The organism is Klebsiella grimontii (assembly GCF_042137965.1).
GTDB classification, from domain to species: domain Bacteria; phylum Pseudomonadota; class Gammaproteobacteria; order Enterobacterales; family Enterobacteriaceae; genus Klebsiella; species Klebsiella grimontii.
In genome coordinates, this window is the sequence record NZ_CP169721.1 from 3,302,639 (window position 1) to 3,324,975 (window position 22,337).

Sequence of the window (22,337 nt, forward strand, 5' to 3'; positions counted from 1 at the left end):
CTGTCGCTATTACCCTTCGTATTCATCAAGAAGTTGTTCAACCAGCTTTCTGTTTTTTACGCCCGTCGTGGCGCCCACGCTGAGGACCGATATCGCCGCCGTGGCGTTTGCAAACAGCGCGCATTCGCGCAGCGGTTTGCCTTCAAGCAGCGCGGAGATAAATCCCGCGGCAAAATTATCCCCGGCGCCGATGGTATCGATGGCGGTAATCCCTGAAACCGCCGGAACCGCCATCTTCATATCGGCCCGCTTAATAAAACAGCCCCTCTTGCCGGTCTTAATGACGACCGTTTTCACGCCGCAGTTCAGGAAACTATCGGCAATCTCATCCAGCGTCTCTTTCCCGGTGAGCTGTTTTGCCTCGGCAAAATTGGGAAACAGATAATCGACATAGCCCAGCGCCTGGCGAATTTCATCCAGGGTTTCGTTAAGCCGCGGCTTAATCATATCGGCACAAATAATCAGCCCGTACGCTTGCGCCTGAGTGAAAATCTCCGTTAACGCTTTGCCGTCGAGCAGCGGACTATTAAAAATACTCGCCAGCGACAGCAGTCTTGCCTGTGAGAAGCGCTTAAAATCGACATCGTTAATATTCAGCTGCCACAGGCTGCCGTTGCGATTAGTGACGAAAGTACGTTCGCCATCAGCGGTCACTAAACCTACGTTGATGGAGGTATCTATATTGGCATCCTGCTTCAGGCTCAGAATATCAATCTTCTCTCGACGACAGTGGTCAAGAATAAAATGACCCGCCGCGTCATTCCCTACTCGACTGATTAATGCCGTCCGATGTCCAAGGCGAGAAATAATCGTCGCCTCATTAATTGCATCCCCCCCAGTGGTCATCGCAATGCGTTCTAATGGATAAGAGTCGACATCAAAGATATTTTTACTCACCGGCTGCAGGGGAATATCCACGATGGCCGCCCCCAGACAAATAACCTCGATATTATCCATAGTGTCATTCCGCTTTCCCGTCAGAGCCAAACAGTTTGATTTTCTCCAGCGCGCGGGCTTTTACCGCATTGCGGACTTCACGCTCAACGTGCAGGAACGGCTGATTCTGGTTCTCCTGGACCGCCGCCATCGCCGCCTGGCACAGTTCGGTGTGGATATTGATTTTCGCAATGCCTAATGAAATGGCCTTCTTGATATCCGCATCGCTAATGCCGGACGCGCCGTGCAGCACCAGCGGAACGGCCACCGCCTCGCGCACGCGCTTAACCACGTCAAAATTCAGTTTCGGTTCTGAGGTATAGACACCATGCTGGTTGCCAATCGCCACCGCCAGTGAATCACAGCCGGTACGTTCGACGAATTCCGCCGCCTGATCCGGATCGGTATAGTGATAGTCGGCCAGCGCTTCTTCGTAGACCGTTTCGTTCCCCACGTGCCCCAGCTCCGCCTCAACCGGAATACCCAGCGGATGGAAGAAATCCACCGCCTCTTTGGTCAGGCGAATATTCTCTTCGAAGTCAAAGGCCGAGGCGTCGCGCATCAGCGAATTCATGCCGTGGACCCAGGCGTTATGGATAATCTCCATGCTGCGGCCATGATCCCAGTGAGCAATCACCGGTACCGATGCCTTTTTCGCCATCGAAACCATCATATGCGAAAAATCTTCAAACGAGGTATTGCCCACAAATCCGGTACCGAAAGAGATAATCACCGGCGACTTAGCCTCTTCCGCCGCATCAATCACCCCCATTAACATTTCTGCATTCCACACGTTAAAGTGGGCAATCGCATAATGTTTATTCCGGGCATCATTTTCCCAATATTTAATATCTGCCAGCATGGTTGTTTCTCCCTTTGCAATAAATTAATGGTTAACTTTAATAACGCCTTTAATGATTTCACGTTTGTTATTAACGGATTCGTCAAACGCGCGCTGAACATCCTCAAAATCGTAAATATGCGTCACCATCGACTTCACATCGAAACGCCCGGAGGAAATAGCTTCAATGGTGACCGGATAGCGGTTGGCATAGCGGAAAACGGTCTGAATCGACACTTCACGGTTAATCTTGAGGAAATTGATCGCTGAATCCCCGGGAACCGTACCGACGATCATGATTTTCCCTCCGCGCATGACCAGATACGGAGCCTGCTTAACGGTGACGGCCGAACCGGCGGTTTCGAATACGATATCGGCCCCCATATCACCGGAGAACTGCTGGCAGCGCGCGACGGTGTCCTCTTTCGCGCCGTTGATAACGACGTTGGTGCCAAGCTTCCTGGCCATGGCAAGGCGTTTTTCTAGCACATCCACCACCGCAATATCGGTTGCCCCCAGGCAAAGGCATGCCTGCAGAGTCATTAAGCCAATACAGCCTGCGCCAAGAATGACGATTTTCTTGCCCGGCTTTACGTCCGCCAGCATCGCGGCATGCATGCCGACCGCCGCAGGCTCCACCAGCGCGCCTTCCATCGTGTCCATATTGTCGGGCAGCTTATAGGTGAAGCTCTCCGGATGGCACAGGTAGTGGGTTAACGCGCCGCGATAATTTGGCTGCGTGGCCATGAAATCAACGTCAGGACAGATATTGTATTTTCCCTCCAGGCAGTAGCGGCAGTGGCCGCACGGTACGCCGGGCTCAATATTCACCCGGTCGCCGGGTTTAAATTTGCTCACGCGGTTGCCCACCGCCACCACCGTACCGGCGCATTCGTGCCCCAGACCAATTTCCTGACTGGGATCTTTCGGGGGAATAAAGGGACCCGATTCAAAACCGTGGACGTCTGAGCCGCAAATACCGACGTATTCAATTTTTATCAGCACTTCATGCTCTTTCGGCACCGGGATATCGGCGGCAATAATTTTCATCGTGCCCGGCGTTTTTAATATTGCTTTTACATTTTTCATATTATTTCCCGTCAATATTATTTGCTGGTAACGGCATCAATACCGAGGCTTTCGACAGAGACGCCTTTAGTTTCAATTCCGATGGTCGCAATAGCGATGGCGACAATGATGGAGACGGCCCCCAGCAGCACAAACACCCCGGTAACGCCGTAACTGTTAAGCAGTATCGCCACCGCATAAGGCGCGGCGATGCCGCTGATTCGCCCTACCGCGTTTGCAAGCCCCGATCCGCGAAGCTTCGCTTCGGTCGGCCATATTTCCGGCACATATACCGCTGAGGCATAGCACACGTACATATAGACAAACGTAATCAGGAAGAAGCCAATTAAGGTAATCAGCAGCATGCTGGTTTGCAGCGAATAGATATATCCCAGTACGGCAATTAACACTAACAGGCCTACGCCCATCGTTTTTCTGGGAATTTTATCCATCACCAGCATGGCGATAAAAATCCCGAACGGCGCGCCGAACATACTCATGGTATTTAAAACAATCGAGTCTTTCAGATTAATTCCCTGGGTCATAAATATCGTCGGCAGCCAGTTAATTAAGGTGTACTGGACGACATTCATGGCTATCAGCACGAAGGAGCCTAAAATTACCCGCTTCAGTAATACACCTGTTAATAACGCTGAATAAGGCACGGCGCGCGGCGGTTTACCGTCATCGGCGATAACTACCGGCGGCAGCGGCTTGCCGGTCTGCTGAATCACCCGTTCTTCGATAGCCCGCATCACCTCTTCGGCTTCCGCATAGCGTCCACGAGACTCCAGCCAGCGGGGCGATTCAGGAAAACTGCGCCAGGCAATCACGGTGGCTATCAGCGACAGCACGGCGGGGATCAGCAGTTGAACGCGCCAGTTCCATTCCGCACTAATTAACGGTGTTAATCCCATCGCGATCAGCGAACAGAGCGGATAGGACCAGTTGCCGATAAACGAGACCCGGCTGGACCAGGTGCCGCGATTTCTGCCGGGCATATATTCGGTAAAACCGGCGAATAAGGTGACCAGCAGCGCGCCTAATCCGACCCCCATAACAAAACGACTGGCGATCAGGAAGGTCATGTTCGGGGAAAATGCCCCGACGACCATCGCAACGATATGAATCGCTTCATACAGAATGAAGGCGTTTTTACGCCCAATTTTATCGCCGATGATGCCGCCGCCGAGCGCGCCAAGAAACATGCCCGCCGTGGTAATGGCGGAGAACGTGGCGGTGGTCGAATTATCGGTCCAGCCGAGCACCTTTAACTGCGCGAGAATTAATCCGCCAACGGCATTGCTCCAGCAGACCAGTAACCCGAAAGCGACCATGGCAAACATTGCCGAGTGCCAGCGGCAGTCAGGCAGGCGATCCAGCCTGGCGCCGCAGTGCGGTTTTGCTATCTGTTCCATCGGATAACGTTCCTTTCATAAAGGGGTTATTCATCAAAGTCGTAAGTCATAATGACTTTGATCGCGGTTTTATCGACCATGGCGTCAAACCCTTCACGCCATTGCGACAGGCCAATACGGTGCGTGATCATCGGTTTGACTTTGATCGCGCCGCTGGCGAGCAGGCGAATGGCGTTACGCCAGGAAGTGGAGTCATAGGCCATATGCCCGATGATGCTTTTGTTCCACGCGGTGATATCGTTGATGGAGAAGTCCAGCGGTTGGAAGCCCATGCCCACGCGCACCACTTCACCGTTAGGACGCAGCATTTCGATGGATTGTTTGAGGGCGATATTGGCGCCGGAACATTCGATAACCAGCCCCAGATTATCTTTGCCGCAAATCGCCTGACAGCGGGCGACCACATCCTCAGTAGAAGCGTTGACTACCGCCGTCGCGCCGAGCGCTTTGGCAATAGGGAAACGTACCGCGACATCCTCTTCCAGCCCGACCATGACGATATTCACGGCCCCCATAATGCGCGCCATCTGTACGGAAAAGAGCCCAAGTGGACCGGTACCGAAAACCACGACGTCCTGACCGGGAAGAAATTTGGATTGCTGGGCGAGCGACTTATAGGCATTACAGATAGGATCCAGCACCGCCGCGTCTTCATAATCAACGCCCGGCGGAATCTCCCACAGCGCATGACGATGGATTTTGAGGATCTCTCCCGGCACCAGGCAGTATTTTGAAAATCCGCCGCCCCAGGTATTGTTGTCCAGACCCAAATTCACTTTTTCTGCACAACACAGAAAATCGCCCTGTTCGCAGGCCGGACAAACGCCGCAGACGTGCCCGCTATTATCCGAGACTACCCGCTGGCCGACTTTCCAGTCCTTGACCTTGTCACCCACCCGAACAATGGCACCGGCAAATTCATGGCCGCGTATGGAGTTAAATTGATCGGAACCGCTGTCGACATTGTAGTGTTTCATATCCGCGCCGCAGATGGCGGCGGCTTTGATTTCAATCACCACGTCATCCGGGCCGCACACCGGTTCCGGTACGTCAATCATCTTATAGCCGCCAAAGGCCTTACCAAATCTTGCCAGTGCTTTCATTGTGTCTTCCTTTGTTTAATGGTTTTGCTTCAGTGGAGGCAATACTTAACCACAAAATCTTTGAGGTCAATATCAAATCTTTAAAACGCAGATATTGATCTGCATTTCACAACTCAGATCACAAATACGGCAACATTCGTCGAGGGAGGTGATTGAAGTGAAGACATGGCGTGGTCACGCGACCGCTTCGCTAATGCAGCCGTGAACCGCTTCGCATTTTTGCGCGACGGAAGATGCTAGCCTGCACGGGCTGTTTTTTCGCCACGCCATTTACGTGGCGTGTTTGCTTTTCGAGTCACTTTTAAGTCAAAGAGGATTTGCTATGAAAATTTTGCCTTTGCTGGCAGCTTTACCCCTGCTCTGCGCGAGCGTTGTTTCCGCTAACACGCTGATGTCCGTCGGCTACTTTAACGGCGGCGGCGACGTCACTGCCGGTCCCGGCGGCGATATTGATAAACTGGACGTACGCCAGATCACCCATCTCAACTACTCGTTTGGTCTGGTCTATAACGACGAGAAAGACGAAACCAACGCGGCCCTGAAAGACCCGAGCAAGCTGCATCAGATTTGGCTGTCGCCGAAAGTACAGGCGGATTTGCAGAAAATCCCCAGCTTGCGCCAGCAGAACCCAAGCCTGAAAGTGTTGCTTTCCGTCGGCGGCTGGGGGGCGCGCGGATTCTCCGGCGCAGCGGCGACGAAAGAGACCCGGGCGGTGTTTATCCAGTCGGCGCTGGCGATTATTGAAAAATATGGCCTCGATGGCATCGACCTCGACTGGGAGTATCCGGTCAACGGCGCGTGGGGGCTGGTCGCCAGCCAACCGGCCGATCGCGATAATTTTACCGCCCTGCTGAAAGAGCTGCGCGCGGCGGTAGGGAACAAAAAACTGGTGACCATCGCCGTAGGCGCAAACGCGGAGAGCCCAAAAAGCTGGGTTGACGTCAAAGCGATAGCGCCATCGCTCGACTACATCAACCTGATGACCTATGACCTGGCCTACGGCACCCAGTACTTCAATTCCAACCTGTATGATTCGACCCGCTGGCCGACGGTCGCTGAAGCAGATAAGTACAGCGCGGACTTTGTGGTGAACAACTACCTTGCCGCCGGTCTAAAGCCGAGCCAGATGAACCTGGGGATTGGTTTCTATGGCCGGATACCAAAACGCGCCATCGAACCGGGTATTGACTGGAGCCAGCCGGACGCGCAGAAAAACCCGGCCACCCGTCCCTACTTTGCGGCTCAACAGATTGAGCTGTTCGAATCGCTGGGCGTCGATCTGACCAAAGACACCTATGTGAAATATAACGATATCGTGGCGAAGTTAATCAACGATCCGCAGAAGCGCTTTACTCAGCATTGGGATGATGAAGCGAAGGTGCCGTGGCTATCGGTGCAGTCCGCCGACGGTCAAGCCCTCTTTGCGCTTTCCTATGAGAACCCGCGCTCGGTGGCCATCAAGGCTGACTATATCAAGAGCAAGGGTCTGGCAGGCGCGATGTTCTGGGAGTACGGCGCGGATGACCAGAACCAGTTGGCGAAACAGCTGGCCGAGTCATTAGGGATCAAACGCTGAACTGCGCGGTGTCAGCGCATGCACAATAGGTTATGATAACTGCATTCCGCTGCGCCAGCTCAGGCGCAGCTTTTCATTTGCAACAGAAGGCATGGGTATTATGGCTTATATCCCGAAAAACTACGCCCGTCTGGAAGTCGGTTACCGCGAAAAAGCGCTGAAGCTCTTCCCCTGGGTCTGCGGACGCTGCTCGCGTGAGTTTGTCTATTCAAACCTGCGTGAGCTGACGGTGCACCATATCGATCACGACCACTCCAATAACCCGGAAGATGGTAGCAACTGGGAGATGCTGTGCCTGTACTGTCACGATCATGAGCACTCAAAATACACCGAAGCCGATCTGTACGGCTCGACGGTGGTCGCCGGCGAAGATGCGCAGAAAAGCGTCGGCGAAGCGAAATATAACCCCTTCGCCGATCTTAAGGCGATGATGAACAAGAAATAACGCTGTGACGCATCAAAGCCCGGCGCACACCTGGCCGGGCTGACGCAGGCCTTTTCAGGCTCAGGATTTAAAGGTCGCGATAGGCTGCGGCGTAATGCCGAAGTCAACTTTCAGCTGCTGTTTACTTTTCATCACCATCTGCCCGTTGGTATCGATGGTCATATGCTGCGCGTCAACGTTGTAGCGCGCCTGCCAAAGCATCACCAGCTGCAGGCAGTTCTCTTTCTGTTCGTCAGTCAACGCCACGCCGTCCGGCCATTTACCCAACTCCACCGCCGTGGCCAGGCGCTGATAAACTTCCGGCGTCATACCGTCAATAATCCGATCGATTTCCATCTTCCGATATCCCCGTTTGGAATAATTTGCTGAATCGTTTTTTCAACCCTTAATTTGCTCACCGTTTTCGTCATTGGTGAAGCTTAACGAGGCCGAATTAACGCAAAAACGTTCTCCGGTGGGCTGAGGGCCATCCGGGAATACGTGCCCAAGGTGAGCATCGCAGTTTCCGCAGCGAATTTCCGTGCGCTGCATACCGTGGGAGTAATCATTAAGGTAGCGAATTGCGTCATCGCTGACGGGCTCATAAAAGCTCGGCCAGCCGCAGCCGGAATCATACTTGGTTTGCGAGTGAAACAGCGCGGCATCGCACACCAGGCAGTGGTAGACGCCATCGCGTTTGTTGTGCAGCAACCGCCCGGTGAACGGCGGCTCAGTACCGTGATTCTGCGTCACGTAAAACTGCATCTCGCTCAAATTTTTTTTGAGCTCGTCCGAAGAGGGTTTATTCGACATTGACTTGCTTCTCGCTGTGAAAGGACAACTTTTCACGTCAATTCTAACAAAATATTAACAATGAAGCGTGCACTTTTGTTCTAAACTTAGGCGACGCCAAAAGGCAGCCACACAATTGTGATGAATATCACATTTTTATCTTCAATGACCTTTAAAATTCCGGGCGCAGCCCCCATATGGAATTGGGCTCAAAGGGAAAGTGGGATAAATCGACCGCGCAAAGGCATGCTCTGGATTGATTTGTCGCAATGATTGACACGATTCCGCTTGACGCTGCGTAAGGTTTTTGTAATTTTACAGGCAACCTTTTATTCACTAACAAATAGCTGGTGGAATATATGACTATCAAAGTAGGTATCAACGGTTTTGGCCGTATCGGTCGCATTGTTTTCCGTGCTGCTCAGGAACGTTCTGACATCGAGATCGTTGCAATCAACGACCTGTTAGACGCTGACTACATGGCTTACATGCTGAAGTATGACTCCACTCACGGCCGTTTCAACGGTACCGTTGAAGTGAAAGACGGTCATCTGATCGTTAACGGTAAAAAAATCCGTGTTACCGCTGAGCGTGACCCGGCTAACCTGAAGTGGGACGAAGTGGGTGTTGACGTTGTTGCTGAAGCAACCGGTATCTTCCTGACCGACGAAACCGCTCGTAAACACATCACCGCTGGCGCGAAAAAAGTCGTACTGACTGGCCCGTCCAAAGACAACACCCCGATGTTTGTTAAAGGCGCTAACTTTGACAAATACGAAGGCCAGGACATCGTTTCCAACGCATCCTGCACCACCAACTGCCTGGCTCCGCTGGCAAAAGTTATCAACGACAACTTCGGCATCATCGAAGGTCTGATGACTACCGTTCACGCAACCACCGCAACTCAGAAAACCGTTGATGGCCCGTCTCACAAAGACTGGCGCGGCGGCCGCGGCGCAGCTCAGAACATCATCCCGTCCTCTACCGGCGCTGCTAAAGCTGTAGGTAAAGTCCTGCCAGAACTGAATGGCAAACTGACCGGTATGGCGTTCCGCGTTCCGACTCCGAACGTATCCGTTGTTGACCTGACCGTTCGTCTGGAAAAAGCTGCTTCTTATGAAGAAATTAAGAAAGCAATCAAAGCTGCTTCTGAAGGCGCAATGAAAGGCGTTCTGGGCTACACCGAAGACGACGTTGTATCCACCGATTTCAACGGTGAAATCTGCACTTCCGTATTCGACGCCAAAGCGGGTATCGCTCTGAACGACAACTTTGTGAAACTGGTTTCCTGGTACGATAACGAAACTGGTTACTCCAACAAGGTTCTGGACCTGATTGCTCACATCTCCAAATAAGTTGAGATGAGACAGTAATCTGTAAGAGCGACTTCGGTCGCTCTTTTTTTTGTCTGAAGATAAAGGATTGCGTAATGATTAATAAAATTTTTGCCCTCCCGGTTATCGAACAACTTACCCCTGTCCTTTCCCGCCGCCAGCTTGATGACCTCGAGCTGATCGTCGTTGACCATCCGCAGGTGAAAGCCTCCGTGGCTTTGCAGGGCGCTCACCTGCTCTCCTGGAAGCCCGCGGGCGAAGAAGAAGTCCTGTGGCTCAGCGGCAATACGCCGTTTAAAAACGGCGTTGCCCTGCGCGGCGGCGTGCCGATTTGCTGGCCGTGGTTCGGCCCTTCTGCGCAGCCGGGTCTGCCCTCCCACGGCTTCGCCCGCAATCTGCCCTGGGCTCTGAAAGGGCACGATGAAGATGACAAAGGCGCGGTGCTGACCTTTGAACTGAAAAGCAGCGAGGCTACCCGCCAGTACTGGCCGCACGAGTTCACCCTGCTGGCGCGTTTCAAGCTGGGCAAAACCTGCGAAATTGAGCTGGAAGCGCACGGCGAATTTGAAACCACTTCCGCCCTGCACACCTATTTCAACGTCGGCGACATTGCGGCTGTGAAGGTCAGCGGTCTGGGGGAGCGTTATATTGATAAAGTGAAAAACGCGGAAGAAGGCGTTTTGAGCAATGGCACAGAGACCTTTCCCGATCGTACCGACCGCGTGTATCTGAATGCCGAAACCTGCAGCGTGATTCACGACGATGCGCTGAACCGCAATATCGACGTTACGCATCATCACAACAGCAACGTGGTGGCCTGGAACCCGGGTCCGGCGCTTTCCGTCAGCATGGGCGACATGCCGGATGATGGCTACAAAACCTTCGTCTGCGTAGAAACCTGCTGCGTGACCGAAACCCAGAAGGCCAGCGAAGAGAAACCTTCGCGCCTGGCGCAAACCCTCCGCGTGGTGAAACGCTAACGCAAAGCAGGATGGCGCGCGGGTTAACATCGTTCTGCCGGGCGGCGGCTTACGCCTTGCCCGGCCTACTCGACTGATTGTACGCGTATTTTGCCGATCGCAGAGTTGGGCTTTGCTTTACACCATATCCAGCGGCGTTTTTCTGGCCGGCGCCGGGTAAGCTTTATCGAGAAGCGCAAGCTCCTCATCGTTCAGCACAATATCCAGCGCCGCGGCATTCTGCGCGACATGCTCAATGCTCGACGCTTTCGGGATCGCCAGTACCTCCCGGCGGCTAATCACCCACGCCAGCAGAATCTGCGCCGCGGTCACGCCCCGCTCCTGCGCAATATTTTTCACAACGGTATGATTTAAAAGTCCATTGCGCAGGCGACCGGCCTGAGCCAGCGGACAATAGGCCATTACCGGCAGCCGCCGCTGCTGGCACCACGGCAGCAGGTCATACTCAATGCCGCGGGAAGCCAGATGATAGAGCACCTGATTGGTCGCGCACCGTTCGCCGCCCTCCACCTGCCAGAGCTGTTGCATATCATCCTCATCGAGATTCGACACGCCCCAGCGGCGAATTTTACCCTGCGCAACCAGCGCTTCCATGCCGGCAACCGTCTCCTGTAGAGAATAATCTCCGCGCCAGTGCAGCAGATAAAGATCCAGATAGTCGGTATTGAGGCGGCGCAGGCTGGCCTCGCATGCGCGGGCTATTTTGCGTCCACCGGCATTCCATGGATAGACTTTAGACACCAGCACCACCCGATCGCGTTGCCCGCGAATCGCCTCGCCGACGACCTCTTCAGCGCCGCCGTCAGCATACATTTCCGCCGTATCGATAACCGTCAGGCCAAGATCGATGCCCGCGCGCAGTGCAGCCGCCTCCTGCGCGCGCAGCGCCGGGTTTTCACCCATATACCAGGTCCCCTGCCCGATAACGGGAACCGCCGGATGCTCGCCAAAACGAATGGTCCTTTCTACCATCGCTACCTCCTGCAAATGATTGCACCACCATAATGCAAAACAGGGCGAGACGCCCTGTTTTGATGCACAAAATGCCCTGTAATAAAGCACTATCAGAAGGAGTAAGTGACCCCGGTAGAAATCAGGCCGCTCCAGGATTTGTCCACCATCGGGCTATCGGTGATTTCATCGGACAGACGGGTATAGCGCGCAACGCCGTATACGCTCCAGTCGCCGAGGAAACGATAGTTTGCCGACAGCTCGAGGTACGGGTTCCAGCTGCTGTCCGGATCGTAGCTGCGCATGCCGCTGCGATTCGACTCATGTTTCGAAACACCATAGTAGTACTCGTTCTGGTTGTCGCTGTTCCACTCCACGCCAATACCCGGCGTAAGCGTCAGGTTGCCGTTGGTATAGCGATACAGCCAGGCCAGATCCCATACGATACCGTTGCTGTTATCCAGGGTGTCCCCTGACAGCGCGGTGCGCAGGAAGCCGTACTGCGTATAGTGTTCGTAGGAGAGCCCCGCCATCACCGTGGACTTACGTTTATCCAGGCGACGCATCTGCTGGCCATCGCTGTCGCCAGGCTTAAAGTACATCGGCGACCAGTACGCGGTCACAGAGAGCTTATCGTTGGTATCATTCCACAGGTAGTAACCACCACCCAAGCCGCGAAACCAGAAGTTATCGCTCTCATAATTAATAACGGGCACCGGGTAAACATCAGCATCATATTGCTTGTAGGGATGTTCGACCACACCCACACCCGCCCCTAAAGTGAACTTCCCTTCAGCGTGTACGGCGGATGCTGAACTCGCAATCAACACACCAAGTGCCAGAAGTTTGATTTTAGTCACGATCCATATTCCTGTTGTCAAATAATCAGCGCAGGCAGTTTAACGTTGTATACGTCATGCCTCAAATTCTTTACCAGTCATTACACTGAACTCATCATTTTCTCATCGTCAGATGACCACAAGCTGACACCTGAATGACAGCGCCATGACGCCGCAGGACAAGAGGTGCAAAAAAGAGACCGTTTTTCGGATGAGTTATTGATATGTCATTGAAATTGATTTTCTACGCCATGCAAGTTTTCCAAATGCATCTACGCTTAAATTTAGAAGAAGTAAATGCGGGGCACGTTATCCCGATATTTCGCCAACCTGGCATAAGGGTTGCTGGAGTATCAGAGAGCGCTATGCAGCTTACCTCTTCCGGGGGCTCCCACTATTCATATGAACGGCTCTCAACCTGTGCTAAAAACGAAAGGACGGCATGCCATGAATATATTCGATCACTATCGCCAGCGCTATGAAGCTGCCAAGGACGAAGAGTTCACACTGCAGGAGTTTCTTACCATCTGTCGGCAAGATCGCAGTGCTTATGCTAACGCAGCAGAAAGATTGCTGATGGCCATCGGTGAGCCGGTCATGGTCGATACGGCCCTCGAACCCAGGCTATCCCGTCTCTTTTCAAACCGGGTTGTCGCACGCTATCCGGCCTTTGAAGAGTTTTACGGGATGGAAGATGCCATTGAGCAAATTGTTTCTTACCTGAAGCACGCCGCTCAAGGGCTGGAAGAGAAGAAACAGATTCTGTATCTGCTGGGGCCCGTGGGCGGCGGTAAATCATCGCTTGCCGAACGCCTGAAGTCCTTAATGCAGCGCGTCCCTATCTATGTGCTCAGCGCAAACGGAGAGCGCAGCCCGGTCAACGACCATCCGCTGTGTCTGTTCAACCCGCAGGAGGATGCGCAAATCCTCGAAAAAGAGTACGGCATTCCAAACCGCTATCTGGGGACGATTATGTCGCCGTGGGCGGCCAAGCGTCTGCATGAATTCGGCGGCGACATCACTAAGTTCCGCGTGGTGAAAGTGTGGCCATCAATTCTGGCGCAGATCGCCATCGCCAAAACCGAGCCCGGCGACGAGAACAACCAGGACATCTCCGCGCTGGTCGGTAAAGTGGATATTCGTAAACTGGAGCACTACGCGCAGAATGACCCGGATGCCTACGGCTACTCCGGCGCCCTGTGCCGCGCCAACCAGGGGCTGATGGAATTCGTCGAGATGTTTAAAGCGCCTATCAAGGTGCTGCACCCGCTGCTGACCGCCACGCAGGAAGGCAACTATAACGGTACCGAAGGGATCTCCGCCCTGCCGTTCAACGGGATCATCCTCGCCCACTCCAACGAATCGGAATGGGTGACCTTCCGGAATAACAAAAACAATGAGGCCTTCCTCGACCGCGTGTATATCGTCAAGGTGCCTTATTGCCTGCGTATCTCGGAAGAGATCCGCATCTATGAAAAACTGCTTAATAACAGCGAACTGACCCATGCGCCGTGCGCGCCGGGCACGCTGGAAACGCTGTCGCGCTTCTCGATTCTGTCGCGGCTGAAAGAGCCGGAAAACTCGAGCATTTACTCAAAAATGCGCGTCTATGACGGCGAAAGCCTGAAAGACACCGACCCGAAAGCGAAATCCTATCAGGAGTATCGCGATTATGCCGGCGTTGATGAAGGGATGAACGGCCTGTCTACCCGCTTCGCGTTCAAAATCCTGTCGCGGGTATTTAACTTTGACCATGCCGAAGTCGCCGCCAACCCGGTGCATCTGTTCTACGTCCTCGAGCAGCAGATCGAGCGCGAGCAGTTCCCGCAGGAGCAGTCAGAGCGTTATCTTGAGTTCCTCAAAGGCTATCTGATCCCGAAATACGCCGAGTTTATCGGCAAAGAGATCCAGACCGCCTACCTTGAATCCTACTCTGAGTACGGGCAGAACATTTTTGACCGTTATGTCACCTACGCCGACTTCTGGATTCAGGATCAGGAATACCGCGACCCGGATACCGGCCAGCTGTTTGACCGCGAGTCGCTGAACGCTGAGCTGGAAAAAATCGAGAAGCCCGCCGGGATCAGTAACCCGAAAGACTTCCGCAACGAGATAGTCAACTTCGTGCTGCGCGCCAGAGCGCACAACAGCGGGCGTAATCCAAACTGGACCAGCTACGAGAAACTGCGCACGGTTATCGAGAAGAAAATGTTCTCCAATACCGAAGAGCTGTTGCCGGTGATTTCCTTCAACACCAAAACGTCAACCGATGAGCAGAAAAAACACGATGACTTTGTCGACCGCATGATGGAGAAAGGCTATACCCGTAAGCAGGTTCGTCTGCTGTGCGAATGGTATCTGCGGGTACGTAAATCATCCTGATAGACCGGCCCGGCAGCTCACCGCTGTCGGGTTAATAATAACTGCGAAGACCCAATAACATTCAGCGATGGGCTGTTTTCCGCGCCTGAATGGCCGGGGCATAGTTGGCAAATGCAGTACAGGAGGGCATATGACCTGGTTCATAGACCGACGCCTGAACGGGAAAAATAAAAGCGCCGTCAACCGGCAGCGCTTTCTGCGCCGCTATAAAGCGCAGATAAAGCAGTCGATCTCCGAGGCCATCAACAAGCGCTCGGTGACCGATATTCAGAGCGGAGAGTCCGTCTCCATCCCAACGGACGATATTAACGAACCGATGTTTCATCAGGGACGCGGCGGCCTGCGCAATCGCGTACACCCCGGTAACGATCACTTTGTACAAAATGACCGTATCGAACGCCCTCAGGGCGGCGGTGGCGGTGGAGGCAGCGGTCAGGGGCAAGCCAGCGCCGACGGCGAAGGCCAGGACGAGTTTGTCTTTCAGATTTCGAAAGATGAATATCTCGATCTATTGTTCGAGGATCTCGCCCTGCCAAATTTGAAGAAAAACCAGCAGCGTCAGCTGACGGAGTATAAAACCCATCGCGCGGGCTATACCGCTAACGGCGTTCCCGCCAATATCAGCGTCGTTCGCTCGTTGCAAAACTCGCTGGCGCGGCGCACGGCGATGACCGCCGGTAAACGCCGGGAACTGCACGCGCTGGAAGAAGACCTTGATACCATTAGCAAAAGCGAACCGGCACAGCTGCTGGAAGAGGAGCGGCTGCGCAAAGAGATAGCCGAACTGCGGGCGAAAATCGACCGCGTCCCGTTTATTGATACTTTCGATCTACGTTACAAGAACTACGAAAAACGGCCAGAACCGTCAAGCCAGGCAGTCATGTTCTGCCTGATGGACGTCTCGGGCTCCATGGACCAGGCGACCAAGGACATGGCAAAACGCTTTTACATCCTGCTGTATCTGTTCCTCAGCCGGACCTATAAAAACGTCGATGTCGTTTATATCCGCCACCATACGCAGGCTAAAGAGGTCGACGAACACGAATTCTTTTATTCGCAGGAAACCGGCGGCACGATTGTCTCCAGCGCCCTGAAGCTGATGGATGAAGTGGTCAAAGAGCGCTACGACCCGGCGCAGTGGAATATCTACGCCGCGCAGGCCTCGGATGGGGATAACTGGGCGGACGACTCACCGCTGTGTCATGAACTGCTGGCGAAGAAGATCCTGCCCGTGGTGCGCTACTATAGCTATATTGAGATAACCCGTCGGGCGCACCAGACGCTGTGGCGGGAGTATGAACACCTGCAGTCGACCTTCGAAAACTTTGCTATGCAGCATATTCGCGACCCGGAAGATATTTATCCGGTATTTCGCGAACTGTTTCACAAGCAGACCTCAAAAGCGGACGGTTAAACTTTTCCCGACAGCCAGCACAGACGCTGGCTGTTTTTTATCCCGCCTTACCCGGCCCGCCCCTGTTGCAAAGTACCGGGATCAATCTCCGACATAATCAGGTCGGGCAAGCTCTCCAGCTGGTGCACCTTGCCGCACTTAACGATGATCTGCCGCGCCTTGTCGTATCCCGGCGCCCAGAGTCGATTATTCATCCGCACATCTTTGTAGACCGCGATAAGCGGTTTTTTCCACGCCGCCGCCATATGGACCACCGAAGTATCCGGTGAGATAACTAAATCGGCCTGGGCAATAAGCGCCATGCAGTGATGCAGCGTTTTAAACGGATTCACGCAGACCTTTTCCGCCAGGGGAATGCGGATTTCATCGCGGTGATCGAGCAGGATGATGTTGACATCGGGATAATCCTGACACAGCCTGGCGATAAGCGCAGCCAGCTGCGTCTGCGACATACTACGGTCCTGATGCCCGGCAAAAATATTAATCACCACGTTACGCCCGTTCAGCGCCGCCAGATATTCACGAACCTGATGATTAACATCCTGCGGGATATGCAGGTCATAAGAGTGCAGATATTTCTTATCCAGCTGCAGATAATCAGCGATGATCGAAAATGTCTTGCTGACGTGCCAGTTTTCACAGTCAAAATCAAAAGACCGGGTATAGTGATTGATGGAGGGCCATTTATTAAATCCCAGTACCGACCTGGGTTTTATCTGCCGTAAAAGCAGCATGCGGTGAACCGGAATATCAAACAGCGACGGGTCAATTACAATATCGTACTTATTATTCGCAAGCTCATTAATAACGGAGCGAGGAACGTTATGGGTAAACTTACGCAGATAAGCCGCCGAGTCGACATTCTCAGCTTCATAAATATGGCGAATATGTGGATTATCACGCATGACCTGGCTGTTTGATTTCGTTAACAGAAAATCAACGGTCATACCTGCCTTATGGAGGCATTTAACCAGCGCTGAATCTACTACCACGTCGCCGATCGCCCCTTCATTACGCATTAGCAACACCGTTTTAACAGAGGTTAAATCAGCTTCGCGGCGCACACGACTATCCCAGAACGCTTTAGCGATATAGACTCGAATGACATTGCGTATTTTCTTAAATAAATAATTACGACGCCTGTTTAGCTCCCTTATTTTTTTAAACTTTCGGGGGGATGCCTGCACCGCTGCGTTTTCCATCATCATAACCTCATTACCGCTATCAATAGTACCGCCTGTTACCCTGCTAAGGACTGGTGAAAATAAGAAAAGTTCGCTTGATAATTAACATTATTTCATTTTTAGCGACGGCAGGATAGCCGCAGCGCGGTTATTGCAGCATATTTTATTGAGAACAAAATGAGTGAAAAATGAATTTAGTCGAATATTTACGATAGCCACATAACTTAGCGTCCTTATATTTAATCAGCTATTTATCTTCATTGCCGTTCGGTGATGACGCATGATGATGCTGGACAGACGACCAGTATGCTTATCATCGGTCGTGGCGCCACCGGGCCGCCCATGGTAGAATCATCTTAATCGTGCTGGCGAAATTATCATCATGAAATTACAGAATAAATTACTCCGTTATTTCATTTCTGCGGGGGTAGTTGTCCTGACATCTTCGTTTCTGGTGTATGAATTAGTCGCCAGCCATCGGGATATGTCAGAATACATGCGATATATCATCGAAAAGGGCGAATCCGCCTTCCTGTACGATAAATATCAAAATCAGCTCGTGATCTCCCAGGTCGCGCGAAAGCTGGATACGCATCCGACTGCCGAAAAAGCCCAACAGGCCTGCGCCAGCGTCGAGAACAAGGGTAAAGTCTTCGGCCTGAATATCGCCGGGCATACCTTCCCCGGGCTTCACGGTACGCTCAGTACCACGCAGGCGTCGTGCGGGCCATGGATCAACGCTCTCCCGGCGCTGCAGGCATTTGATGCCGCTATCGCCCAAAGCGATATGAACTCAGCGCTGAATGCGGCAACATTCAAATCAGACAAACGTTTCCGCTACTATCTTGATTTAGATAATAAGTATGCCTATTTCTATTCACCAATTGAGATAAAAAGCAATCCAGTCGCCAACTGGGACTTTCTTCACGACAGCAAACTGGGTATCACTCAGAACAGCCTCAACGGTTTACTCCGCGGCCGCACGCTGATTTCCAGCATCTATGCTGACGCGTTAACCGGGCAGAATATTTTGTCATTTTTAACCCCGGTTTATCATCGGGATCGGCTGAAGGGCATCGTGATGGTGGATGTCACTCGCCATGATATTGAGAAACTTCTTTACACCGCCGACCGCCCTTTGGTCTGGCGCTATCTCGACATCACGTTAACGGACTCCGACTCAACATCTGAAATCCGCGTACACCGCAGCAACACGCATTTTTTCAGCTATGCCCACCATAGCCAAAAGGTAGCGGAAAACCTGCATATTGCGCTGTCGCTGGATATGACCTATTTTCTGCTTAGCTCCTGGAAGCTATTCCTGTTTTACCTGATATCTACCGGCGTTTTACTGCATCTGGTACGCATGCACTTTCGTCTGTATATCGACGTTTTCAAAGAGAACATTAGTGATTCTTTAACCGGTCTTTACAACCGTAAAATTCTCTCCTCGCTGCTGGAATCCCGCATGCAAAAGCTTACCGAGCAGGGGGTGAATATCGTGTTTATGGCGCTGGACTGCGACCGGCTTAAATACCTTAATGATACCTGGGGGCACGACGAAGGCGACCGCGCGATTGTGCTGCTCGCGCAATCCATTTCCGCCGCCATCCGTAAAAGCGATTACGGCATCCGTCTGGGCGGCGATGAGTTCTTCCTGATCCTGATCGATTATGAGGAACAAGAGGCGCAAAATATCCCCGAGCGTATTCGCCAGCACCTGAGGGCAATTGACATTCACCGGCGCGTTAATTTCTCATGGGGCGCCTGCAGCATGGCGCCGGGGGATAGCCTGGCCGATGTAATGAAAATCGCCGATGCCCGGCTGTACGAAAATAAAAAGCAAAAAAAGTATCCTTACCCGGGGCGAGAAGAAGAATCTTGAGGTTTTATTGTGAAGGAAAAAATCGACATGAACGCGCCTGTAAGAATCAGTATTCATCAGCAGCTGCTAGCGCTGCTTAACCGCTCCCACGCCCGCTATCGGGTCGTTGAACATGAGGCCGTCGGGAAATGTGAAGCCGTGTCGAAGATTCGCGGCACCGCGCTGGGCCAGGGAGCCAAGGCGCTGGTGTGTAAAGTGAAAGGGCATGGCGTTAATCAGCACGTTCTGGCTATCCTCGCCGCCGATCTTCAGGCGGATTTAGCCCGGCTGGCCGAATACATCGGCGGCAGTAAAGCCTCGCTGGCCAGCCCGGCGGAAGTGGACGCCCTGACCGCCTGCGCGTTTGGCGCCATTCCCCCCTTCACTTTCCATCCGGACCTGCGGCTGGTCGCCGATCCGCTGCTGTTTGCGCGTTTCCCGGAAATCGCCTTCAACGCCGGGCAGCTTGATAAGTCCATCATCCTTGATACCGCCGACTATCTGCGCATTGCCCGTCCGGAACTGACCGCGTTTCATCGCCTGGCCTGATTGCCCCCCTGCTACGCTAAGGCCGCGGGTAGCAATCGATCGTGCAGATGCCTCAAATCGCGAGTCTGCGATAAAAAACCTGTTTACTTACGCGATTATGCGTAGAGTAAACGGGTTTTTCTTTTTTTATTTTTTGGCAAGGACCTCTGCACATGCTCGACACCACCCTGTTAATACTGCTGGGCCTGGCGGCGCTCGGCTTTATTAGCCACAACACCACCGTTGCTATTTCAATCCTGGTTTTAATTATCGTCCGCGTCACCCCGCTCAACGCTTTCTTTCCATGGATTGAAAAGCAGGGGCTGACCATCGGTATTATTATCCTCACCATCGGCGTGATGGCCCCCATTGCCAGCGGTACGCTGCCGCCCTCAACGCTGCTGCACTCCTTTGTGAACTGGAAGTCGCTGCTGGCGATTGCCGTGGGGGTATTTGTTTCCTGGCTTGGCGGACGCGGCGTGGCGCTGATGGGCTCGCAGCCGCAGCTGGTGGCCGGACTGCTGGTCGGCACCGTCCTCGGCGTCGCCCTCTTCCGCGGCGTTCCGGTTGGCCCGCTGATCGCCGCCGGGATCATTTCGCTGTTTATTGGGAAGTCGTAGCCAGGCTGGCAAGATAGCGGCCCGGCGTTTGCCCGAGGCCCTTTTTAAACATGGTAATAAAGGCGGTGGTAGAGTCATAGCCCAGGCTCTGCGCCGTCTGCTGTACCGTCTGCCCGCGGACCAGCATCTGCAGGGCGAGGATCAGCTGCAGCTGATGTCGCCAGCGGCGAAAGCTTAAGCCCGTCTCACGCACCACCAGCCGCGCCAGATTGCGTTCGCTCATGGCGAATTCCGCCGCCCACTGCGCCAACGTTTGCCAGCGGGCCGGGTCGACGGCCATCGTGTCCACCATCTGACGAATTTTTGGATGCCCGGAGACCGGCAGCTGCAGGTGCTCCTGCGGCTGCTGCGGGAGTTCATCGAACAGCACCTGCACCAGGCGGTTCATTGCCGGTTTAGCGAGTTCTGCCCTGCCGCGCTCGGCCATGACGAGGATAAGCTCGCGCACCAGCGGTGAAATTTTTAACGTACAGCAGAAAGCCGGCATCGCCGCCGCGTCGGGTTCAATAAACAAAAAGCAGACCTGCGCCTCCGGCGTCGCCCGATTGCTGTGCGGCACCTGTCCGGGCACCCACACCACGTACTGCGGCGGCACCATCCACATCGCGTTCTCCACTTCGCAGGTCAGCGCCCCGTGAAGCGCGAGAATAAGCTGCCCTTTGCGGTGCTGATGGCGCGGAATGTACTGCTCGTCCGCGACAACCTGAATACGAAAAGCCGCCGCCGCTTCGTGACCGCTGTCCGGGTCGTAGCCGTCAAGGCCCAGTCCGATCATAAAAATGTCCGATTTTAGCGATAATCTGTCATTTTAGCTTGATTTAAACAGAGGACAAACAGGCTATTGTAACCGCCTCGTATTCTAGTTTGAGATAGCCATGAATTCTGCTTCACCTTCTGCCGATCGCCGTCATCTTGTGTTGATTGCCGGTATTCTGCTTATCGCCACCACCTTACGCGTGGCTTTTACCGGCGCCGCGCCGCTGCTTGATGCCATTCGCAGCGAATATGGCCTCACCACCGCGCAAACCGGTCTGTTAACCACTCTGCCGCTGCTGGCCTTTGGCCTGGTCTCGCCGCTGGCGGCGGCTGTCGCCCGCCGCTTCGGCATTGAACGCAGCCTGCTGCTGGCGCTGATCCTGATTTGCCTCGGTATTGCACTGCGCTCCCTGCCCGTGGTCACGCTGCTGTTTATCGGCACCGCGATTATCGGCTGCGGCATCGCGCTGGGGAACGTTCTGTTACCAGGACTCATTAAGCGTGACTTCCCGCAGCACGTCGCCAAAATGACCGGCGCTTACTCTCTCACCATGGGGGGCGCGGCGGCGCTGGGTTCGGCAATGGTCGTTCCCTTGGCCTTCGCCGGGCTGGGCTGGCGCGGCGCGCTGTTGATGCTGATGGTATTTCCGCTGCTGGCGCTGTTTGTCTGGCTGCCGCAGTCGCGCAGGCAAGCCGCCGCGCCGCTGACCGGCTCCGGCGCCATCCACAACCGCGGGATCTGGCGATCGGCGCTGGCCTGGCAGGTGACGCTGTTTCTCGGGATTAACTCGCTGGTCTACTACGTCATTATCGGCTGGCTGCCCGCCATTCTGCAAAGCATTGGCTACAGCGAAGCGCAGGCGGGCTCCCTGCACGGGCTGCTCCAGCTGGCAACTGCCGCGCCGGGGCTGGCGATACCGTTAATACTTCATCGGCTGAAAGATCAGCGCGGTATCGCAGTTCTGGTCGCCCTGATGTGCGCAGTCAGCGCGCTCGGATTATGGTTTTTACCCGGTCAGGCGGTGCTATGGACGCTTATCTTCGGCTTCGGGTCCGGCGCGACCATGATTCTCGGCTTGACCTTTATCGGTCTGCGGGCCAGCTCAGCGCACCAGGCCGCCGCGCTGTCCGGCATGGCGCAGACGGTGGGCTATCTGCTGGCCGCCTGCGGGCCGCCGGTGATGGGGAAAATTCATGATGCCAACGGCGACTGGCATATCCCGCTGATCGCCGTGGCGTTGATCTCAATTGCGATGGCGGTATTTGGCGCGCTGGCCGGGCGCGATCGGGAGATTAACGGCTAGCGCTAGCGATGCCCGGCGACCGC

General features: G+C 53.9%; 21 protein-coding genes. 10 read left to right on the forward strand and 11 right to left on the reverse strand.

The annotated features are described in order from the left end of the window. Positions 1-9: 9 nt before the first annotated feature. From ACE3MN_RS15565 to ACE3MN_RS15585, 5 genes are read right to left on the reverse strand one after another with little or no spacing between them, the layout of a single operon-like run. The gene (locus ACE3MN_RS15565; protein WP_102650235.1) at positions 10-957 is read right to left on the reverse strand and encodes a carbohydrate kinase family protein; all 948 of its coding nucleotides are present in this window, start codon (positions 955-957) and stop codon (positions 10-12) included. A gap of 4 nt (positions 958-961) precedes the next feature. Beyond that, positions 962-1,798, reverse strand: a complete 837-nt coding sequence (locus ACE3MN_RS15570; RefSeq protein WP_024359460.1) for a ketose-bisphosphate aldolase — start codon at positions 1,796-1,798, stop codon at positions 962-964. A gap of 24 nt (positions 1,799-1,822) precedes the next feature. Beyond that, complete coding sequence (locus ACE3MN_RS15575; protein WP_102650236.1) at positions 1,823-2,866, reverse strand: NAD(P)-dependent alcohol dehydrogenase; 1,044 nt, start codon at positions 2,864-2,866, stop codon at positions 1,823-1,825. Between the two features lie 17 nt (positions 2,867-2,883). Continuing rightward, positions 2,884-4,263, reverse strand: a complete 1,380-nt coding sequence (locus tag ACE3MN_RS15580; protein WP_102650237.1) for an MFS transporter — start codon at positions 4,261-4,263, stop codon at positions 2,884-2,886. 26 nt (positions 4,264-4,289) lie between these two features. Further along, a complete protein-coding gene (locus tag ACE3MN_RS15585) occupies positions 4,290-5,366 on the reverse strand; it encodes a zinc-binding dehydrogenase (protein ID WP_024359462.1) in 1,077 nt (358 codons plus the stop codon). Between the two features lie 322 nt (positions 5,367-5,688). Between ACE3MN_RS15585 and ACE3MN_RS15590 the strand changes: the two genes are divergently transcribed. Beyond that, complete coding sequence (locus tag ACE3MN_RS15590) at positions 5,689-6,942, forward strand: glycoside hydrolase family 18 protein (RefSeq protein ID WP_049099751.1); 1,254 nt, start codon at positions 5,689-5,691, stop codon at positions 6,940-6,942. A gap of 100 nt (positions 6,943-7,042) precedes the next feature. Continuing rightward, entirely contained in the window at positions 7,043-7,387 is a 345-nt protein-coding gene (gene yajD, locus ACE3MN_RS15595) for an HNH nuclease YajD (protein WP_004138290.1), read from the forward strand. 60 nt (positions 7,388-7,447) lie between these two features. Here the strand turns inward: yajD and ACE3MN_RS15600 are convergent, their stop codons facing one another. Together ACE3MN_RS15600 and msrB are read right to left on the reverse strand one after the other, a co-directional pair. After that, on the reverse strand, positions 7,448-7,723 hold the full coding sequence (locus ACE3MN_RS15600; RefSeq protein ID WP_004138292.1) for a YeaC family protein: 276 nt from the start codon (positions 7,721-7,723) through the stop codon (positions 7,448-7,450). A gap of 42 nt (positions 7,724-7,765) precedes the next feature. Then, positions 7,766-8,179 (reverse strand): peptide-methionine (R)-S-oxide reductase MsrB, encoded by a 414-nt coding sequence (gene msrB, locus ACE3MN_RS15605; RefSeq protein WP_004121465.1) that lies wholly within the window; start codon positions 8,177-8,179, stop codon positions 7,766-7,768. Positions 8,180-8,517: 338 nt separating this feature from the next. On the opposite strand from msrB, the gene gapA reads away from it, so the two are divergent. After that, the gene (gapA, locus tag ACE3MN_RS15610; RefSeq protein WP_004138295.1) at positions 8,518-9,513 is read left to right on the forward strand and encodes a glyceraldehyde-3-phosphate dehydrogenase; all 996 of its coding nucleotides are present in this window, start codon (positions 8,518-8,520) and stop codon (positions 9,511-9,513) included. A gap of 74 nt (positions 9,514-9,587) precedes the next feature. Further along, on the forward strand, positions 9,588-10,472 hold the full coding sequence (locus ACE3MN_RS15615; RefSeq protein WP_004138297.1) for a D-hexose-6-phosphate mutarotase: 885 nt from the start codon (positions 9,588-9,590) through the stop codon (positions 10,470-10,472). 117 nt (positions 10,473-10,589) lie between these two features. Here ACE3MN_RS15615 and ACE3MN_RS15620 read toward each other — a convergent pair whose 3' ends face one another. Both ACE3MN_RS15620 and ACE3MN_RS15625 read right to left on the reverse strand, forming a co-directional pair. Then, complete coding sequence (locus ACE3MN_RS15620; RefSeq protein WP_049089991.1) at positions 10,590-11,444, reverse strand: aldo/keto reductase; 855 nt, start codon at positions 11,442-11,444, stop codon at positions 10,590-10,592. 92 nt (positions 11,445-11,536) lie between these two features. Then, positions 11,537-12,283 carry a MipA/OmpV family protein gene (locus ACE3MN_RS15625; protein ID WP_375364092.1) on the reverse strand — a complete coding sequence of 249 codons (747 nt, stop codon included), beginning with the start codon at positions 12,281-12,283 and terminating at the stop codon, positions 11,537-11,539. A 426-nt stretch (positions 12,284-12,709) separates the two neighbouring features. Between ACE3MN_RS15625 and yeaG the strand changes: the two genes are divergently transcribed. Both yeaG and ACE3MN_RS15635 read left to right on the forward strand, forming a co-directional pair. After that, the gene (gene yeaG, locus ACE3MN_RS15630) at positions 12,710-14,644 is read left to right on the forward strand and encodes a protein kinase YeaG (protein WP_004121478.1); all 1,935 of its coding nucleotides are present in this window, start codon (positions 12,710-12,712) and stop codon (positions 14,642-14,644) included. Between the two features lie 130 nt (positions 14,645-14,774). Continuing rightward, entirely contained in the window at positions 14,775-16,058 is a 1,284-nt protein-coding gene (locus tag ACE3MN_RS15635) for a YeaH/YhbH family protein (protein WP_004138302.1), read from the forward strand. A 47-nt stretch (positions 16,059-16,105) separates the two neighbouring features. On the opposite strand, the gene ACE3MN_RS15640 is transcribed toward ACE3MN_RS15635, so the two are convergent. Further along, complete coding sequence (locus tag ACE3MN_RS15640; protein ID WP_064342480.1) at positions 16,106-17,263, reverse strand: glycosyltransferase family 9 protein; 1,158 nt, start codon at positions 17,261-17,263, stop codon at positions 16,106-16,108. Positions 17,264-17,624: 361 nt separating this feature from the next. Between ACE3MN_RS15640 and dgcJ the strand changes: the two genes are divergently transcribed. From dgcJ to ACE3MN_RS15655, 3 genes are all read left to right on the forward strand, one after another. Then, entirely contained in the window at positions 17,625-19,127 is a 1,503-nt protein-coding gene (gene dgcJ, locus ACE3MN_RS15645; protein ID WP_049131835.1) for a diguanylate cyclase DgcJ, read from the forward strand. 27 nt (positions 19,128-19,154) lie between these two features. After that, positions 19,155-19,655, forward strand: a complete 501-nt coding sequence (locus ACE3MN_RS15650; protein ID WP_024359470.1) for a YbaK/prolyl-tRNA synthetase associated domain-containing protein — start codon at positions 19,155-19,157, stop codon at positions 19,653-19,655. Positions 19,656-19,807: 152 nt separating this feature from the next. After that, positions 19,808-20,254 (forward strand): DUF441 domain-containing protein, encoded by a 447-nt coding sequence (locus ACE3MN_RS15655; RefSeq protein ID WP_004138309.1) that lies wholly within the window; start codon positions 19,808-19,810, stop codon positions 20,252-20,254. On the opposite strand, the gene ACE3MN_RS15660 is transcribed toward ACE3MN_RS15655, so the two are convergent. Beyond that, positions 20,238-21,029 carry a helix-turn-helix transcriptional regulator gene (locus ACE3MN_RS15660; protein WP_375364093.1) on the reverse strand — a complete coding sequence of 264 codons (792 nt, stop codon included), beginning with the start codon at positions 21,027-21,029 and terminating at the stop codon, positions 20,238-20,240. The genes ACE3MN_RS15655 and ACE3MN_RS15660 overlap by 17 nt on opposite strands. Positions 21,030-21,129: 100 nt before the next feature. On the opposite strand from ACE3MN_RS15660, the gene ACE3MN_RS15665 reads away from it, so the two are divergent. Next, positions 21,130-22,314: a CynX/NimT family MFS transporter gene (locus ACE3MN_RS15665; RefSeq protein WP_024359472.1), complete on the forward strand. Its 1,185-nt coding sequence runs from the start codon at positions 21,130-21,132 to the stop codon at positions 22,312-22,314. Positions 22,315-22,337 lie beyond the last annotated feature (23 nt).